The 17,635-nt window shown below is 62.0% G+C and carries 16 protein-coding genes and 3 pseudogenes; 14 read left to right on the top strand and 5 right to left on the bottom strand.

Translation table 11 applies throughout. The annotated features are described in order from the left end of the window. Window positions 1-93 precede the first annotated feature (93 nt). From PQR53_RS30205 to PQR53_RS30180, 6 genes and pseudogenes are all read left to right on the top strand, one after another. The gene (locus PQR53_RS30205; protein WP_408462371.1) at window positions 94-996 is read left to right on the top strand and encodes a LysR family transcriptional regulator; all 903 of its coding nucleotides are present in this window, start codon (window positions 94-96) and stop codon (window positions 994-996) included. Next, complete coding sequence (locus PQR53_RS30200) at window positions 993-1,919, top strand: LysR family transcriptional regulator (RefSeq protein ID WP_408462369.1); 927 nt, start codon at window positions 993-995, stop codon at window positions 1,917-1,919. Before PQR53_RS30205 ends, PQR53_RS30200 begins: the two co-directional genes overlap by 4 nt. 640 nt (window positions 1,920-2,559) lie before the next feature. After that, window positions 2,560-2,811: a hypothetical protein gene (locus tag PQR53_RS30195; protein ID WP_408462366.1), complete on the top strand. Its 252-nt coding sequence runs from the start codon at window positions 2,560-2,562 to the stop codon at window positions 2,809-2,811. Between the two features lie 242 nt (window positions 2,812-3,053). Then, complete coding sequence (locus PQR53_RS30190; protein ID WP_408462363.1) at window positions 3,054-3,878, top strand: MetQ/NlpA family lipoprotein; 825 nt, start codon at window positions 3,054-3,056, stop codon at window positions 3,876-3,878. 28 nt (window positions 3,879-3,906) lie between these two features. Further along, window positions 3,907-4,203: pseudogene (locus tag PQR53_RS30185) on the top strand (nitroreductase family protein); the annotation flags it as partial. A 201-nt stretch (window positions 4,204-4,404) separates the two neighbouring features. Then, window positions 4,405-4,826: pseudogene (locus PQR53_RS30180) on the top strand (MFS transporter); the annotation flags it as partial. 77 nt (window positions 4,827-4,903) lie between these two features. On the opposite strand, the gene PQR53_RS30175 reads toward PQR53_RS30180, so the two are convergent. Continuing rightward, window positions 4,904-6,172, bottom strand: a complete 1,269-nt coding sequence (locus PQR53_RS30175; protein WP_408462360.1) for a multidrug effflux MFS transporter — start codon at window positions 6,170-6,172, stop codon at window positions 4,904-4,906. A 438-nt stretch (window positions 6,173-6,610) separates the two neighbouring features. On the opposite strand from PQR53_RS30175, the gene PQR53_RS30170 reads away from it, so the two are divergent. Genes PQR53_RS30170 through PQR53_RS30155 form a run of 4 tightly spaced genes read left to right on the top strand, consistent with a single transcriptional unit; the run spans window position 6,611 to window position 10,455 of the window. Beyond that, entirely contained in the window at window positions 6,611-7,450 is an 840-nt protein-coding gene (locus PQR53_RS30170; protein ID WP_408462357.1) for an ABC transporter permease subunit, read from the top strand. Further along, the gene (locus PQR53_RS30165; protein ID WP_408462354.1) at window positions 7,447-8,190 is read left to right on the top strand and encodes an ABC transporter ATP-binding protein; all 744 of its coding nucleotides are present in this window, start codon (window positions 7,447-7,449) and stop codon (window positions 8,188-8,190) included. Before PQR53_RS30170 ends, PQR53_RS30165 begins: the two co-directional genes overlap by 4 nt. 35 nt (window positions 8,191-8,225) lie before the next feature. After that, a complete protein-coding gene (locus PQR53_RS30160; protein ID WP_408462351.1) occupies window positions 8,226-9,230 on the top strand; it encodes an NrtA/SsuA/CpmA family ABC transporter substrate-binding protein in 1,005 nt (334 codons plus the stop codon). 10 nt (window positions 9,231-9,240) lie between these two features. Next, window positions 9,241-10,455 (top strand): acyl-CoA dehydrogenase family protein, encoded by a 1,215-nt coding sequence (locus PQR53_RS30155; protein ID WP_408462348.1) that lies wholly within the window; start codon window positions 9,241-9,243, stop codon window positions 10,453-10,455. Window positions 10,456-10,604: 149 nt separating this feature from the next. On the opposite strand, the gene PQR53_RS30150 is transcribed toward PQR53_RS30155, so the two are convergent. Further along, entirely contained in the window at window positions 10,605-11,114 is a 510-nt protein-coding gene (locus PQR53_RS30150) for an ABC transporter substrate-binding protein (protein ID WP_408462345.1), read from the bottom strand. Between the two features lie 121 nt (window positions 11,115-11,235). After that, entirely contained in the window at window positions 11,236-12,486 is a 1,251-nt protein-coding gene (locus PQR53_RS30145; RefSeq protein WP_408462342.1) for an SfnB family sulfur acquisition oxidoreductase, read from the bottom strand. Window positions 12,487-12,754: 268 nt separating this feature from the next. On the opposite strand from PQR53_RS30145, the gene PQR53_RS30140 reads away from it, so the two are divergent. After that, window positions 12,755-13,030 (top strand): hypothetical protein, encoded by a 276-nt coding sequence (locus PQR53_RS30140; RefSeq protein WP_408462339.1) that lies wholly within the window; start codon window positions 12,755-12,757, stop codon window positions 13,028-13,030. A 95-nt stretch (window positions 13,031-13,125) separates the two neighbouring features. On the opposite strand, the pseudogene PQR53_RS30135 reads toward PQR53_RS30140, so the two are convergent. Beyond that, window positions 13,126-13,305: pseudogene (locus PQR53_RS30135) on the bottom strand (MetQ/NlpA family ABC transporter substrate-binding protein); the annotation flags it as partial. A 1,261-nt stretch (window positions 13,306-14,566) separates the two neighbouring features. Between PQR53_RS30135 and PQR53_RS30130 the strand changes: the two are divergent. The 3 genes from PQR53_RS30130 (at window position 14,567) to PQR53_RS30120 (ending at window position 15,649) form a co-directional block, all read left to right on the top strand. Further along, complete coding sequence (locus PQR53_RS30130) at window positions 14,567-14,863, top strand: CsbD family protein (RefSeq protein WP_408462336.1); 297 nt, start codon at window positions 14,567-14,569, stop codon at window positions 14,861-14,863. Between the two features lie 106 nt (window positions 14,864-14,969). Then, window positions 14,970-15,344: a phage holin family protein gene (locus PQR53_RS30125; RefSeq protein WP_408462333.1), complete on the top strand. Its 375-nt coding sequence runs from the start codon at window positions 14,970-14,972 to the stop codon at window positions 15,342-15,344. Then, window positions 15,341-15,649, top strand: coding sequence for a hypothetical protein (locus tag PQR53_RS30120; RefSeq protein ID WP_408462330.1), 309 nt, complete (start codon window positions 15,341-15,343; stop codon window positions 15,647-15,649). The genes PQR53_RS30125 and PQR53_RS30120 overlap by 4 nt, the downstream gene beginning before the upstream one ends. 174 nt (window positions 15,650-15,823) lie before the next feature. Here PQR53_RS30120 and PQR53_RS30115 read toward each other — a convergent pair whose 3' ends face one another. Next, entirely contained in the window at window positions 15,824-17,572 is a 1,749-nt protein-coding gene (locus tag PQR53_RS30115) for a RecQ family ATP-dependent DNA helicase (protein WP_408462327.1), read from the bottom strand. Window positions 17,573-17,635 lie beyond the last annotated feature (63 nt).

Here is a 17,635-nt window from a genome sequence, read left to right as displayed (position 1 = left end):
CTCCCGCTGCACAGCAGGACCGACCTTCAGCCCAGTCTAGGTCTGTCAAATTTTTTGCACTACGCGGCGCGCGTTTGATCGTATATTCCTGTCATGAATATCAACGACATCGATCTGAATCTGCTGCGGATTCTTGACGCCGTCCACAGCGAGCGCAGTGTCAGCCGCGCGGCACTCAGACTCAATCTGTCCCAGCCGCGCGTGAGCAATGCGCTGGTGAGCCTGCGCGAACTGCTGCAGGACCGGCTGTTCGTGCGGACGGCAAGCGGCGTGGCGCCCACGGAACTGATGACGCTGCTCGCGCCACGCGTGCGCGAAGCACTGGCCCTGCTGGAGGACTGCCTCCTGCAGCGCTTCGGTTTCGAGCCGGCTACCGCGCGGCGCACCTTTCGCCTTCATATGAGCGACAGCATCGAGATCATCGCCATTCCGCCACTGCGGCAACGCGTCGAAGAAATGGCGCCGCAGGTAAGGCTTGAAACCGCGCAACTGCCAGCGGACCAGATCCCGCAGGCGTTGCAAGCCGGCGAAATTGACTTCGCCATCGGCAGCTATGGTGTGATGGGCGACGACATCGTGCGCGAGCATCTGTTCAATGACGCATTCGTGCTGCTGGTCGAGCGCATGCACCCGCTGCCGGACGACGCATCACGCGAGACCTTGCAGCAGATTCACTATGTCGTGGTCGGCGAGTCGGCCGATATTGAACAGTTGATGGCTGACCTCGGCCTCAGCCGCCAGGTCAGGGTGCGCACATCGTTCTATCTATCGGTGCCGGCGCTGTTGCGCGGCAGCGGCCTGGCCGTGTGGTTGCCACGCAGCGTCGCGAGCGCACTCGTCGCGCTTGGCGAATACCGTATCGTCACACCCACCACGCGGCAACGCGCGGTCGCGGTCAACGTGTTCCGCCACCCGCGGGCCACGCGCGATCCGGCGCTGGAATGGATGCGGCAACAGATACTCAATACGCTGTGCGGCAAGACGGAGGCACGATGACCCGGGAGCTGAGTCGCGTAACGGAGCGCATCGATCTGCATCTGCTGGAGATATTGGACGCCGTGTTCATCGAGCGCAATATCGGCCGGGCTGCAGTAAGGCTCGACGTATCCCAGCCCGTGGTGAGCGGCGCACTGACGCGCTTGCGTCTTCTACTGAAAAATCAGCTGTTCAAGCGAAGTCCCGGCGGCGTTGAACCCACCGCTCTGGTCAGCCTGATTGCACCGGCAATTCACCGCGCGCTCAGTGAGATTCACGACACATTGCAGGAAACGCAAACGTTCGTGCCGGAACAATCGGATCGAACCTTCGTGATCAGCATGAGCGATAGCGGCGAACTGGCATTTTTGCCCGCTGTGCAGCGCCATCTTGCTGCCATTGCGCCAAACGTGCGGCTCAAGTCGGTGATGGTCCCGCTCGGCGAACTCGCCGATGCGTTGGAAACCAATACGGTGCATATTGCCTTGGGTCTTCTTCCTGAAATGGGCGTCGAATTCGAGCGCGTGCATCTGTTCGATCAGGACTATGTGCTCGTGATGGGCGAGCAACATCCGTTCGCGGGTCAAGCCATTACCCGCGAGTTGCTCACGCAGTTCGAATTCGTACTGGTGGGGCGATTTCCCGATGTCGAGCAACTGATTGCAGAGCATGGGCTGACGAGCCGAATTCGCTTGCGGGTCGCGCACTATCTGGCCATCCCCATGATTCTGTCGACCAGCAACCTCGTGGTGTGGTTGCCGCGAAGTTTGATCGCACCGCTGGCGCTGCTGGGACGCTATCACTCAAGCAGCGTGGCCGCCTTGCAACGCACGTTCTCACTCAGTGCGGTCCGACACCGACGCAGTGTCCGGGAACCAGGCGCGCAGTGGTTATGGGAGCACGTTACAAAGGCCATCATTGACACCTACATGGAAAGCACCTGATCACCCGCTTGCACTCCCTCAGAACCTGCGAGCGGAAGGTAAAAAACGTCAGCCCTTTTCGAAAACGCGTCGGGCACGTGCCGCGCAGGAGGGTCCGTTGTCTGGAGGGAGCTGACGCTCGAATGTCCGCTGAAGGCGTGTGCCAACGTCTGTAGCTGGCGGGCAGTACGCGTTCGCACAAACGCCTGAAAGCTGCCATTGAGAGTTCCAGCGTCCCCACGGCGGCGTATCGTAACCGTCCGCAATCCAGAACGTCGTGACGATGGCCAGTACGACCCAGGCCTCGCGTGAGATCGATGTCCGTGACGGCGAGGAAACCTCCTGGACGGATTGGTTCGTGTACATATATTTGTCGGGATTGCTAATCTGTTGAGGAATGTGGCCTGCGTAATGGTCAGGCTGACCCTGGCCGCGCATGGCGCCTAAAAAGCCATCGGGTTGTCGCGACCTTGATGCTGTCCGGGTCGCGCCCCGCCTCACGCGCCTTCGCACGGATGTCGTCGCGGAACGCTTTCATCGCCGCGACGCTGCGCGCCGTGCCGATGACCGTTTCAGCCCAACGGGCGGCGAACCGGCGGCCGCGCGGCAACGCTATGCCGCACGCCGTCAGAATCTTCTCAGACTGCTGCGGGCACGAGGCTTGACTGCCCAAGGCGACGACGGTCTGAACCTGTGGATATCGGTGCCACGAGAGGAAACGGCAATCGTCGCGCTGGCCGCGCATGGTATCTCGGTGGGGAGCGGCAGCCGCTGCCATGTCGGGCCGAAAACGGGAGAATTCCTCCGCGTGTCCACCGCCCGGCTACCCGACGACATTGCAACGCTTGAGCAGATCGCTGACCGGTTTGAAGAGATACAGGGCAAACCGGCCGTCACGACGCTTCCCAATTAACAACGCGTACGCGCATAGGCGACACTCGTCAGTCGCGTAGCGGTTGGGCGCAGCATGTGTGGTTTGCCGGCGGCCCTCAATCCCGCCTCGACCACCCCACCGCTCACAGCCCGGCGCGATTCATTTTTTATACGCGATCCTGCTTAGCAATCCGCACTTAAGTAGTTGTCAGCAGGTGCGTCCGTTCTCTAGCATCCACACTGGTTGCAACACTCCGTTTGCAACGCGAATGCGATTTCAAAATGAACAGACAAAAATTTCTTCGAGCGATCCTGGCCGTTGCGGCTTTGGGTGGAAGCGTGGCGGCAACTCAGTCGGTACAGGCGGCCGATCAAACGATCCGCGTCGGCATCATGTCCGGCGAAGACGAGGACGTCTGGCGCGTGGTCTCCGCGAACGCCGCAAAGCACGGTCTGACGATCAAGACCACGACCTTCAATGACTATACACAGCCGAACGAGGCGCTTTCGCAACACGACCTCGACGCCAACTCCTTCCAGCATAAGCCCTATCTGGATGCGCAGATTGCCGCCCGCGGCTATCACATCGTACCGGTGGGCTACACCTACGTTCAGCCAATTGGCCTGTACTCGCGCAAGGTGAAATCAGTCGCCGATCTGCCGAAGGGCGCAACCATCGGCGTGCCGAACGACCCGAGTAACGAGGGCCGCGCGCTCCTGCTGCTGCAAAGCCTGGGGCTGATCAAGCTGCGTGCGGATGTGGCGCTGCTGCCCACGATTCGCGATATCGCGGACAATCCGAAGAACATCCAGATCAAGGAACTGGACGCCGGCATCGTAGGTCGCGCAATCGGCGATCTGGATGCGGCCGTGATCAACACGGACTGGGCAATCAAGGCCGGCATCAAGATTCCGCAGGAGCGCATTGCTCAGGAGAAGGTCGCGGGCAATCCGTATCGCAACTTCCTCGCCGTGAATGAGAAAGACGCTAAGTCGCCCTGGGTACACACGCTGGTCGAAAGCTATCAGCAGCCGAATGTGGCAAAGGCGATTCTCGATGTGTATCACGGCGCGACGTTGCCAGCCTGGAACGAATCGTCCAAATAAGGCCTGATGCGCCCGGGATAGGCAATCTCCGGGCGCGGCTGAAATCCCCGCTCCGACTCATTCTTTCGACACCGGCGCAGCGTGGGCCTATCTGGCGCTACAGGCCAGCCTCTCCGGGTGGCATGCGCACGGCCTTGCCGGCATCGAACGCGAGAAGATCCGCCAGGCGCTCGCCGTCCCGGACGTCTACTCCATAGAGGCCGCCATTGCGATCGGCCGCGCGGGCGGCAAAGCAACGTTGCCTGAGGCACTACAGGCGCGTGAAGTACAGAGCCAGCGCAATCCTCTGTCCGCCATTGCGTCGGAAGGGCGACTCGCACTCTGAAGAGCAGATCCGACCCGTTCGTGGCCATCACTGTTTTTTTGTGAATCGATAGCAGTGCGGAATCCTGATCACATTCCGCCGCGTATCGAATGTGTGCCACCCACGCGCACTTCTCGATTTGCATAGCTAAATTCATCGTTTTGCCGGCGTGAACCGCATCGCTACCATGTAATGCTTCAGCCATCATGCGAAACGAAATTTATGTCCACCGCGACATTCCCCTCCACCGTCACCGATTCACAAACCGCCGCCGACGGCGCGCCGCGTCCGGCCGTCATCCGCAGCGCGCAAGACGTTTCGCGCATCGTCAACGCGGGCGCGGCAAAAGGCAGCAATGCGCGCATTGTCATCGCGATCGCGCTCGGCGGCGTTTTTCTCGACGCTTACGATCTGACCTCGCTCGCCTATGGGATCAAGGGCATCGCGCGGCAATTTCGCTTTCGCCGGTCCAGGTGGGCTTCGTCTCGTCGGCGATCACATTCGGGGCGATTCTCGGCGCGCTGTTCGGCGGCTATCTGACCGACCGCATCGGCCGTTATCGCGTGTTTATGGCCGACATGTTGTTCTTCGTCGTGGCGGCGATCGCCGCGGGCCTCGCGCCGAATGCGTGGGTGCTCGGTGGCAAGCATGCCGATGCCGTGGTCCGCCTTACGATAGCAATCCGACGCGCATCCCCAAAGAACAAAAATAGCTTCGGATATCAGGAGAACATTGATTCCCGAGCCTGCGGGGCAACTGCGCCGGGCTGCGGTTGCGCCAGATGTCGCAGGAGCTTGATCACCATCCCGACGACACCGAATGCGAGAATCACGAAGAACACCGCGAGTGGCGTCAGGTCCTGCACCGACAAGAAACCGGCAAGCCCCATCATCGCCGACGACACCAGCAGCAGTGCACACCCGAGGATCGCGCTCGTCAGGCCCGCGATGTGCGGGAACAGCGAATTCCCCTTGGCCATCAACGTCGGATACATCGCACCTGCGCAAAGTCCCATCACGAGCACGGGCGTGGCGAGCGTCCATACGCGCAGGCCGACCGTCAACGCAAGCAACAGCATGGCAATCGCCGTCGCCGCCATCAAGTACGCACCGATGTACAGCCGCTGTTCCGCGGTCGGCAGACGCCGGCCGTGCACGCGGTTCGACAGGCCGCCCAGGAAATACATCATCCCGATGCCGAGCGCCAGGTAGCCGAAATAGGTCGGCGGCTGGTGCAACGTGTCCTGCACCATGAACGGTCCGACGATGTTGAACACGAGCAGAATGCTGTAGCACAGACCCTGTGCGAGGAAGCAGCTCTGGAACACCGGGCTCGAGAGTACCTTGCCTGCGTTTGTCGTCAGCGTGCGCAGCTCCAGGCGCACCGGGCGCGGCAACGTTTCACGATAGCGCCACAGCAGCCCCCACATCACAACCGAATAAGCGAGCAGGAAGACGAGGCAGGCCCGCCAGCCGAACCACGTCTGCAGGTGGGCGCCAATCACCGGAGCAACGATCGGCGCGAGCCCCCACGCAATTGCCATGTAGGTGAACGCATGGATCAGTGCCTGCCCGGAGAATGAATCGGTGATGATCGCCTTCGCGAGCAGATTGGTGGTGGCGATGCCGAAGCCCTGCAGGCAGCGGGCGAGGATGAACGTTTCCAGATTCGACGCGGCGAGCGACAGCAGGCAGCCGATCGTATAAATGACGAGACCGAAAGCCAGCACGCGCTTGCGTCCGTACGCGTCGGCTACGGGCCCGAAAACGAGCTGACCGACCGCGTAGGCCGCCATGTAGCCGGAAACGCTCGACTGGATTGCGTGAGGCGAAGTCGCGAAGAAACGCGCCATCGCGGGCAGCGCGGGCACGTAGATATCGATAGCGAGCTGCCCGGCGGAAGCGAACAGGCAGATCAGGAACAGCAGGAAGCGCGGCGAGTTTCGTATGCGGGTGGATGTGACGGAGCGGTCGGGGATATCGTGGATCATTACTGCCTCAAAAAGGGATTCCGGCGACGCGGCGTCAGTCGGTTCGAATGTCGAACGGAAAGCATGTGCGGCGTCGCCGCCGCGTATTGTGCCTGTCTCTCACGGATTGACGCGATTTCCCTTACGAGCGCTCAAACGGTCCGACGCGCACCCCAGTAGCGAGCAAACCTATCAGAAACATGAACGACCGTGTCGCGCGGCGCCAGGTATCGGCCACCTCGGGTAATGCGTCACAACAGAAAAGCAAAGCATAAAAAACTGTTTGTCATCGCAATGCCAGTCGGCCTCTAATAACAGACTCGCCTTCGCGAGGTACCGCCTTTTGCCGATCAATGTTCATCGTCCGGTTCGCCGGCAAATGAATCCGCTGTGAGGTGTGTTGATCCGTACTGGCTCCATCTTGGAGCAGTCCTCTTTCATGGCTAATCTGGAACCGACATGGCTGACGTCACTTATTCCCGCAACAGCCACGTCGCATCGACCCGGTTGTACCTGGGCGTGTCGAAAGGCGCGCTCTACCGGTGGCTTTCGTGGATCGTTCCAGCGATGCTGCTGGTGCTGTGGCAAGTTGCATCGCGCGTTGGACTGATTACCCCTCAGGTTCTTCCCGCCCCGAGCAGCGTCGCGGCAACCGCGCTGGATCTGGCCAGAAACGGTGATCTCTTCGTTCACCTGGGCGTTTCACTGTTGCGTGCCGCCGCAGGCTTTGTAATCGGCGGAGCGATCGGACTTGCGCTTGGCATCCTGGTCGGTTTCTCGCCGCTCGCGCAGGCGTTACTGGATCGCTCGATCCAGATGGTGCGCGCCGTTCCCTTTCTTGCGATGCTGCCGCTCGTCATCGTCTGGTTCGGCGTCGGCGAGGTGGCGAAAATCTTTCTGGTCTCGCTCGCAGTCCTGTTCCCCATCTACATCAACACCATGCTTGGGATTCGTCAGATCGATCCGAAGCTGATGGAGCTAGCGAAGGTCATCGGGTTGGACCGGACCGCGGTCGTGCGACGGATCATTCTGCCTGGTGCGATGCCGTCGATCCTGACGGGCGTCCGTTATGCACTCGCTCATGCGTGGCTCGCGCTCGTCATCGCCGAAACGCTCGCGACGACGAAAGGCATTGGCTTTCTGGCCATGGATGCACGCGAATTCCTGCAGACCAATGTCATTCTATTGACCATCATCATCTACGCGATCATTGGCGTCGTGGCGGACGCGCTGGTGCGGTTGCTTGAAGCGCATTTCCTCTCATGGCACGCGAATTACACCAAAGGTGCGCACAAGTGACGCTTGATATTGCATTGTCCCAGGATACCGCTGTTCCGGCTCTCACCGAGGAGCGAGTGAACCGGTCGCCGCTCGCCGTATCGGTACGCGGCCTGCAGCGCCGCTACGGCACCCGTGTCGTCATCGATACGTTGGACCTCGATATCCGCGAAGGCGAATTTGTCGCGCTGCTCGGGGAAAGCGGATGTGGCAAGACCACCCTGTTGCGTGCGCTGGCCGGGCTCGATCTGCCCGACGCCGGCCAGATCCGCGTGCCCGAACGCCCTTCCGTCGTATTCCAGGAGCACCGGCTCCTACCTTGGGCGACGCTGTGGGAGAACGTCGCGCTCGGTCATGAAACAACGGTCGGTCGTGCCGGAGCCGCGCGGGCGTTGGCCGAAGTCGGCCTGTCCGGCCGGGAAGACGACTGGCCGCGCAACCTGTCTGGCGGTCAGGCGCAGCGCGTGGCGTTGGCGCGCGGCCTCGTCCGCGATCCCGCATTGCTGCTGCTCGACGAACCGTTCGCGGCGCTCGACGCGCTCACGCGAATCAAGATGCACGGACTCGTCAAGGAACTCGTCGAGCGCCATCACCCCGGCGTGCTGCTCGTCACGCATGACGTCGATGAGGCGCTCACGCTCGCCGACAGGATTCTTGTGATGCGCTCGGGGCGCATCGCAGCTTCCTTCGAACCCAAAAACCACACGCCGCAGGCACTGCGGCCGATCCTGCTCGAAGAGCTCGGCGTTCAGTCTCACTGAGCGCTTTTTCGCATGACTCCAAGGACCTGACAAGGATGAACGATTCTTCACTGAGCCGCCGCCAACTGTTGCGCGCGGCGGGTGGCCTGCTGGCCGGCGCCGCCGCCAGCAGTCTGTTTCCGGTTCGCGCAGCCGAGCCGCGCAAGCTGACACGCAACACCGATACGGTTCGTGTCGGGTGGGGATACGGTAGCCTGCCGGACATTGCCAGGCAGCGCGGCGTATTCGAAAAGACCCTGGCGGCAAAGGGCATCAAGGTCGAATGGGTCGGGCCGTTCCCGAACCATGCACCGTCGATTCAGGCAGTGGTCGGTGGCAGCGCGGATTTCGGCTTCTGGGGATCGACGACGCCGGCACTGGCGGCGATGCTGGCCGGCTCACCCCTCGTCTTCAATGCATTCGACATCTATTCACCGCGCTCGACTGCGATCATCGTGAAGAAATCGAGCGGTATCAATTCGGTTGCCGATCTGGTGGGCCGCAAGGTTGCGATCAACCGGTCGGGATTGGGTGAATTCCTGCTGATTGCGGCGCTGGAAAAGCATCACATCGACCGCAGCAAGGTCGAGTTCGTCTACCTGAATCCGCCCGATGCCGCGCCAGCGTTTGCACAAGGCGTAGTCGACGCATGGTCGATGTGGTCCCCGGCCGTGGACATCTCACGCTATGCCAACAACGCCAGGGACATTTTCAACGAGGGACGCGACCTCGATTTTCTGATCGATTACAGCTCTCTCGTGACGCGTCGAAAATTTACCGAAGAGAATTCCGAGCTGATTCGCGCAGTGATCGATGCGTACTACGTCGAGGGCGCGTGGCAGTCGGCGCATTCCGCCGAATCCGAACTGCTCGTGCAGAAGGAAGCCAAATATCCGGACCAGGTGCGCGACTATCTGACGAGCCTCAAGCGCGTGAATCAATTCCACGAACCCGACGACGCCGCGTTCATCGCGCAGTTCCAACGCGCCGCCGACTGGCTCGCGGATCGCAAGATCATCAACTCGCGAATCAAGGTTGCCGATTACAGCGTCAAGGTTTGATGAGGCACGCATGGGAACCCCACTCGTTTCACCATTGTCCACAACGCTCGGCTTCGCCGGGACCATTGCCGATATCGCATCGAGCGCGGCGGAGCGGGAACGGAATCACTGTTTGCCGCACGAGGAGATCGCGATGCTCAAGGCGCTCGGCTTCGGCGCGCTGCGCCTGCCGGTCGACGCCGGCGGGCGAGGCGTGTCGTTGAGCGGGCTGTTCGTCGTGGCGCGCGACGTCGCGGCGGCGGATTCGAACATTGCTCACGCTTTTCGCAATCATCTTTGGCAGGTCGAAGCGGCGCTCAGACGGCGAGATCATCCGTTCCATGCGCACGTTCTCGATCTGACGAAGAAGAAGAAAACCGTCGGCCTCAGTTTCACCGAGAGCGATGCCGTGGCGGCCGGCGCGCGTCCGAGCCAGGTTTTGAGCCGGCTCGAATGGGATGAAGCGCGACGCGTGTATATCGGCTCAGGCGAGAAGGTCTACGCGACCGGCAACCTCTACAACGACGCATTCGTTGGCCTGGCGGTGGAAAGCCGTGAGGGCCGGACGGTGCAATACGTGCTCGACCGAGGCCAGGGCGTCAGCGACGATGACGACTGGCAGGGATTCGGTCAACGCCTGACGGGCTCCGGTACGGCGAAGTTTCATACCGTGACCGTGCCCGCGACTCATGTCTACCCGACAGACGCGCCGCGAACTGACGAAGCAGCGCCCTGGGGATTCACCTTTCACCAGGTCTATCTGACCAACTGCATCGCAGGCATCGTGCGGCGGGTAGCGCTGGACGCCGTCGAGGTTTTGCGCGCCCGCGGGCGCAACTTCTATCACGGCGACGCTGCGCATCCCGCCGACGAGCCTGTACTGCAAACGCTGCTTGGCCGGATTCGCGCTTATGCCGCCAGCGTCGAGGCAACCGCCGATCGCGCCGTGGCAGCGCTGCAGCATGCCTGGGATAGCTATGGAACGGCCGACGAATATGACACTACGCTGGCCGCGACGTTCTCGGCGGCGGAAGCCAAGGTCGTGATCGACGACCTCGCCCCGCAGATCGCCAGTTGGCTGATCGACCTTGGGTCGGGCTCGGTCGTGTCTCGCGTGGGCGCACTGGACCGGCATTGGCGCAACATCAAGGTGATCGCTTCGCACAACCCGCGCCTGTACAAGGAGCGGCTACTCGGGCAGAACCTGCTGACCGGCCAGCTTCCGCCCACCGGCGCTTTCTTCTGACCGCACGCCACCTCGCGCGCGACCCGGGACCGGCTACGCTCACTTCGAAAGGAGCCGGTGACAAAACCCAAACCGGTCCCTAACCTACTGCTGAATAACCAAATCAGCCAAATTCCCTCGCAAACCTTCACCAGTCGGCGCGTAGTTCTTCACCTTCTTCGAGACAATGGTGATATTGGATTCGCGCCGAACTCAATCGACGCAATGTCGTCATGCACGATCTGCTGGAACTGAATGAATAGCTTCACATAAGTCGCGAAATCATAGCTCTCTATCTCGGCATCTATTCCGATACGCGCCAAAGACTGGCGGACAAAATCAGCGGCGCGCGGGTCCTGGAACGGATTGAACAGCAGCCGCAGTTTGAACCGCTTTCCGTCCGGACCGCGCTTGAGCCCGGCCGCGTCCAGCGCGGCATTGGCCTGAGCAATGTCATATGGAAAGTAGTGGATGTCGGCGTCGTGATACCTCGTATTGGCCACGCCGATGGCGGCGGCGGAGACCTGACCGTAGCCGTACCACACCACACGGTTCAATGCATTGACATTCACCGCCTGCGATATCGCTTTGCGCACGGCCTTGCTTTGAGAACCGGCGCGTCCAGGTTGAAGATCAACTGCTGATGGTTGCTGACGTAGGGCCAGTTGGTGTGTCCACATTGAAGTCCGGCAGCGCCGTGAACCGCTTGACGTCCGACAAGGGGATCGCCTGATCGCCAGGATTCGCGGCGCCCGATTCGAGCGCCGCCGCGCGGGCCGCACCGTCCGGAAGGCTCCGCCGTCACAACGCGCCATGCCGCGGCGGCAGCTTGTCGTTGAGATAGAAGTTGCCCACGGCGTGATACTTCCAGCGGACCGGGTCGTGCAGCGTATGCGTGCGCGCGTTACGCCAATGGCGGTCGAGGTTGTGTGCGGCGCGAGTCGACGCCGAGCCCGCCAGTTCGAACAGCTTTTCGCTTGCTTCAAGCGCGATGCGCGTGGTCAGCACCTTCGCTTCAGCCACGGCGACGGACGCTCGCGCGCTGGCTTCGGCATCGATCGGCTGAGCGCCGATTTCATCGAGCGTGCCGCCGGCCTCCAGCAACACTTCATGCGCTGCGTGCAGGTCGATCTGCAGGCGGCCGATATCGGCGATGATGTAGGGGTCGTCGGTGGCGTGCTCCAGTCCCGAATCGACCCATGGCCGCGCGCGTTCGCGCACGAAGACGAGCGCCTCGGCGACGGCGGCCTTCGCAATACCCTGGTCGATCGCCGCCTGGATCAGTTGCGAAGTCGGGCCGAACAGACCGGGACGCTCAGCCAGTTGCCAGATCGGCAGCACGTCCTGCGGATCGACCGGCACCTGGTCGAAGACTACACTGCCGCTCGCTGTGGTGCGCTGGCCGAAGGAATACCAGTCGTCGATCACGGTAAGGCCCGGCGCATCGCGCGGCACCCACACCTGCACGGCGCGACCCTGGTCGTCGCTCGCGCGCGCCGGCACGCGGTGCGCGAACAATGCGCCGGTTGAATAGAACCGCCGCCCGTCGAGGCGCAAGCCGTCAGGCGTCGTATAGAGACGCGTCGAGCCTTGCAGGACCGTGGCGGCCGCCGCCGAGCGACGTTCCGGGCCGGCATTGCCAAGCCGCTGGCCTGCCAGCACTTCTCCGTACAGACGCTCTTTCTGCGCTGCTGTGCCGACTTCGCGCAGAACGCCCAGCACCCCGAAATGATTTTGTGGAATCTGCCCGAGCGCCGGATCGGCCGCGCAGAGATTCACGAAGACTTCGGCCAGCGTCGCGTACGACACATCGGCGCCGCCATACTCGCGCGGCACGGTGATAGCGCCAAGACCACTTTCCGACCACAGATCCAGTTCGTCCCATGGCAGCCGGCGCTGGCGGTCGCGTTCGGCGGCGTCCACCGCGAAAACGGCGGCGAGTGTTTGAGATGCGGCGAGCGCCGCCGCGTCATCGGCGATCCGCGCGACGCGTGCCGGATCGGGGCGGGTCGGCACGCGCGACTGGACAGAGCTGGTTTCGGGATTGGACATGATGGCTCATACAGACTGTGGAGACCCGTCCGCTCGCATGCTTCGGCCTGTTGCCATTTGACAGCGGCACGCATCCGGTTCGGCGCGGAAGGGCTAATCGTCTATTGGACCAGCACGTGCGACGCACGCCTACCATCGAATTGGCAATTGCTTATGACGTCCCGAATAAATCGGCAGATCAATAGGCGCTGCGGCGTTAAGCCGTTGTACTGCTATCGATATGCAAAAAACTTGGTTCGACACGCTCGACTGATTGCCGACACTCGATATGTTCCCAATCGATCCGCCGGCCATCATGAAGGGATTCGGAAATCTCGCTCGTCGATCGCTCGACGACGCGACGGAAAACGCGTCACTGCCATCGGACCTCCATCGCGGCTCCGTTAAGCGGGTAGGCTCCGTGTTATTGGTCGCCGGCATTCTGGCGTGCATTCACAGGGAAATTTCGGGCGCGAGCGATGGGTCGCTCTTTTCCATCATGACTGCCTATGCTAGCGGCACACTGCATCATCTCGTGTCGGTCCTGCTCACCCTCAGCCCATGACCCGATCGGCCGACGCATGGGAGCAACCGCCCGGCCGCCGCCCGGGAGCACGTTGATGGCTATCGACGATCCGCGGGGAGGCGCACGCAACGTGCTTAATGCCAATCGGCCGGTTTTGAGAAGCCAGGAAAGCGTTCGTCAATGACGCGCTTGAACTCGGGCGATCGATACGCATTGGCGATATCGACCACATAAGGCTTATGCAGATCCGCCGTGCGCACCGCGACCAGATTCAGGTAATAAGGTGGAATCTTTTCCAGCAGCACGGCGGCGGTTTATCGGTTGTAGGCATGGGAGCTTACAAAAACGTCAGCCCAGGCCAAACCAACAAATCAATCTTTTGTTTCCTGCTGGAAGCAAATGCGCGGAATGCATTCCAGGTATGCCGCGAGCCTGCGCGTCCACACCGCTCGGCGCGCTCGTGCAGCAAGCCCGCGCACAATGCGACCGGATATGGAAACTGACGTTGCGGCTCTCGCCGCTCACGTATCGGATCGGTGAAGAAGCAGACCGAACGATTGCGCACTCACCTCGCTCCATACCGGCACGACGATATCTGGCGACGCGGCCGCGGTCGTACGAGGCTGCCCCGATTCACCAAGGAAATAGTACGGCGACGCAGAGGCCGGCGACGCAACCGACGAGGGCGACGCGCCACCGGCGGACGGACGCTGTGCACCATGTCCCTCGGGCACCGGTCCGAGTCGGGCGGGTTTTCACGCCGCGGTCTGCCCGATGATAAGTCTCACGAGCAAGCCCCGCGCCTGGCCGCCTGCCCTTGACCCACGTACTCACAAACCGCGGAACGTCGTTTTGCTTCGTGGCCCGATCCATGGGGTGCGTCCAGTAAATTCACGGGCGAAGTGCTGCGGCTAAAACGCAGGTTGGGGATCGTCGGAGACAACGCTGAGCGACGGCTACCGATTTGAGCGCGGTGATCAATGAGGTGGTTTCCGTCCCGAACATGGGACTGGTCATGATCATGGAGCTTCATCATTCCCGGCCGCGTGCGCATTACACGCTGGGCTGCAAGGATTGCGATAAGCGCTGGCACCCTCGCCATGTTCTGGTTCTTGCCCGCCTGATGAGGGCGCGAGCGATGCGGGCGCCATTGCGTTCGTTCTGGGCTCCCCGACTGCGCTGCAACAGCCACTTCTGAGGTGCTGAGGCATTGTTGAAGCCGGCGACAAGATGGTCGGACTCATTCAGGCCGCCTCTCAGGACAAGTGCTGATTGCGCGACGCAGACCCGGCTATGCCCTCTCCATGGCATTGCGTTTGTGCTAATCCCCCTCGACGACACGATCGACCTTCCGCATCAGATCTGACAAATCTCGCCGGAGTCTGAAAGTCGGCGTGCGCCTGCACGTCCTATCAGCGGCTCAGTGGATTGTCGGGTTGGGCCCAGGTTTTGCGCAACGTTTGGCACAGCACCACCCGGCCGAGTCCGCGCTTTGCACAGAAGCATGGTTCTCGACTTTCTACGGCGCCGCATCTTTCCCGTGCGGCCTGATCGCACCCAATTGAGGAGCACACAATGGAATCGACGAAAGGAGAAGGAACGCTACGAGAGATCGCCGGCGACGTGCAGCAAGCCGCAGGAGACCTGCTCGGCAATGCCGGTGCGCAAGTTAGCGGAACGGCGAAGGAACTGACTGGCAAAGCGCAGCAACTCTATGCCGATTTTGCGGAGGTGGTACGCGAGTCCACCGTGGAGCGGCCGTTCGCGGCGCTGGCGATTGCCGCCGGCGTGGGCTTCATCCTGGGCGCGTTACACGCAGCAAATCGCTCCGGGCCCGATAACGACCGCGGCGATCGGAGAGATCGCGAATAAGGCGATTCGCGTCTTGCCCTCCACGAGACCGAAGAGGTGCAGTCGGCAAGCACGCGGACGATCGCCACGGCGTTTTCGCAGCACGCCAGCCCTGAGGAGTCCCGCAATGTCAATGCGTTCAAAAGTCACGAAGTGGCGAAACGTCGGCAGATTCTGCATCGAACGAGCCACCGATTATGGTGAGCTCCTCGGTGTCGAACTCGAGGAAACCAGGAAATGTCTGGTCCGTGAGCTAAGCGCACTGGTCGCCCTGGCTGTCGCTGGCCTTTTCACGCTCTCGTTTGTGTGCATCGCGATTATCGCAACGGCTTGGGGGACGCCTTATTTCCTTTCCGTGGTTTGGGGTGTCGCCGGGATGTGGCTTGTTGTGTCTGTTGTCTGCGTGCTGATCGTTCGCTCCCAGAAACCAGCGCGATCGTTTCGTATACTGCAGGGGGAGATCCGGAGCGATCTCGACACCTTAAAGGAGGCGCTTAAATGAACCGCGCACCTGGCGACGATGAAACCGAGAGCGCCATCCTGCTGCGAATGGCCGCGTCACGCGCAGCGCTGCTCGCAGCGAACAGCACTCCGCCATCGGTCCCGGCTGTACTCGGACAGACGCGGTCTCCCGCAGCCGGCCTGATCGCTTCGCTGGCGGACGCACCGCGCGTTACGCTGCTGCTGGCGCTTTGCGTTAGCGCGATCGTCCTCGGACCTGGCCGGACAATTGGAATCGCCAGCCGTTCGGGGATCGCCGCGTGGCTAGGCGGCACCGTCCGGAAAGTAATCCACAAGGCTGTATGAGCAGTTGCGGCCTAGCCATAGTGGGGCCACCCTGTCCGCCACTGCCACGCCCTCCGCCCGTCCCCGCTGCCCCTTGCCCGAACGCGGAGCCGGCGAGTGCGAACAGAACTGCCGATAAACTGCCGCCGACGTTGGAGCTGGACTTTTCCTCATGGCTATCGCCGCACAGGCGAGCTAGACCGCACGGCGGGCCGCCTTTACATAGCTCGACATGAAGGTCCGTGTTCTACCGTCGGGAAACACGATCGCGACCTGCTCGCCGTTCGCCAAAGCCACCTCTCCCGCCCCAAACCTCGGGACGCGTACCGCGTCGCCCGGTGACCATGGATGCGGCCTCGACAATGGTTTCGATGCGTCCACGTCGCGCAACGTCTCGTCCACGGCGATCGACTGCCCCACCGGCGCAATGTACGGTGGACTCATGCAGTTGTCGCATACGCCGCAGCGCTGCATCGACGGCGTATCGCCGTAGTACGCGAGTATCGCGCGCCAGCGGCATTGGCCGGTCTGCGCGTAGTCGATCATCTGTTGCAGCGTTTCCTTGTCATGGACGCTCATTGCTTCGAATTGAGCGGCGGCTTTCGCTACTGCATCATGCACGCTATCCTGCGCGTCGTTACGTGCCCGCACCCGATAACGCCGCTGACGGTCGCGGCCCGCGATACGGGCATCGACCAGCATGCCGAGCGCAACCTCCAGCTTGCCCCCGCCCACGTCGGGCAATGCGCCCTTCAGTGCCGCGAGCGTGACACCTTGCGGCGCTCCTTTACAGCGTGCCGCGAGCGCATCGTACAAACGCCACGCCAGTTCGACGCTCGGATACCTGCCGGCGAGAAAGAACTGCTGGATGCGCCGGTCGTTCAGATCGAATAGCAGCACGCAATCGGCGGGTTGCCCGTCGCGGCCCGCGCGGCCAGTTTCCTGGTAGTAGGCGTCAAGGCTGCCCGGCATCTGGTAATGGACGACGAAGCGGATATCGGATTTGTCGATACCCATGCCGAACGCGTTGGTGGCGACCATCAACCTTGTCGCTCCCGACATGAATGCTTCCTGAGCGGCTTCGCGCGCGCTCGGCGCCAGTTTGCCGTGATAACGCGACACCGACTCGCCCGCTTCTGCGAGCCACGCGTAAATCTCGTCTGCGTCGCGTACCGTCGCTGTGTAGATGATGCCCGTCCCCGTGATCGACGCGATCACTTCGCGCAACTGCTCGCGCTTGGCCTGTGCGGCCCGCGCGGCGCCATTTTTGCCGCCACCAACGCTCACCTGCACCACGCGGTAACGTAGATTCTCCCGCAACGTCCCCGTACGGACCACGCGCGGATCGCGCAGCCCCAATGACCGCGTGATGTCGTCCAGCACAGGTGGAGTCGCGGTAGCGGTGAGCGCAAGCACCGGCGGTTGGCCGAGTGCCTGGACGGCGCTGGCAATCTCGAGAAACGCCGGCCGGAAGTCATGGCCCCATTGCGACACGCAATGCGCTTCGTCGACCACCACCAGCCCCACGCCATGTCCGGCACCCGCCCGCAACACCTTCATGAACGCGGGCTGCGCCAGCCGCTCCGGCGTGACGAAGACGATGCCGCTCTCACCATCCAGAATGCGTTGCAACGCCTCCCGTTCTTCGCGGCTGCGCAACGTGCTGTTCACCAAAGTACAGTCGACGCCCGCCGCCAGCAGCTTGTCCGCCTGATCCTTCATCAAGGCGATGAGCGGCGAGACGACGAGCGTCGTGCCGTCGAGATGCAATGCCGGTAGCTGATAACAGAGGGATTTGCCGGCGCCGGTCGGCATCGTCGCAAGTGTGTCGCGCCGTTCCAGCACGCTGCGAATGATCTCTTCCTGGCCGGCGCGCAATCGGGCGATGCCGAACATGTCACGCATCGTCTTGCGCATGCTGCGAAGCCGCTGTTCTAGCGTCATGTACTTTTTGTTTCCGGTTTGACCACAGTCAAAGGCTGCGGCTTCCCCGCTTCATCGAGCAAA

The organism is Paraburkholderia fungorum, from assembly GCF_046027605.1.
Lineage (GTDB): Bacteria > Pseudomonadota > Gammaproteobacteria > Burkholderiales > Burkholderiaceae > Paraburkholderia > Paraburkholderia fungorum_F.
The sequence above is the reverse complement of the archived record's forward strand: the minus strand, read 5'-3'. Positions and strand labels throughout refer to the sequence as shown.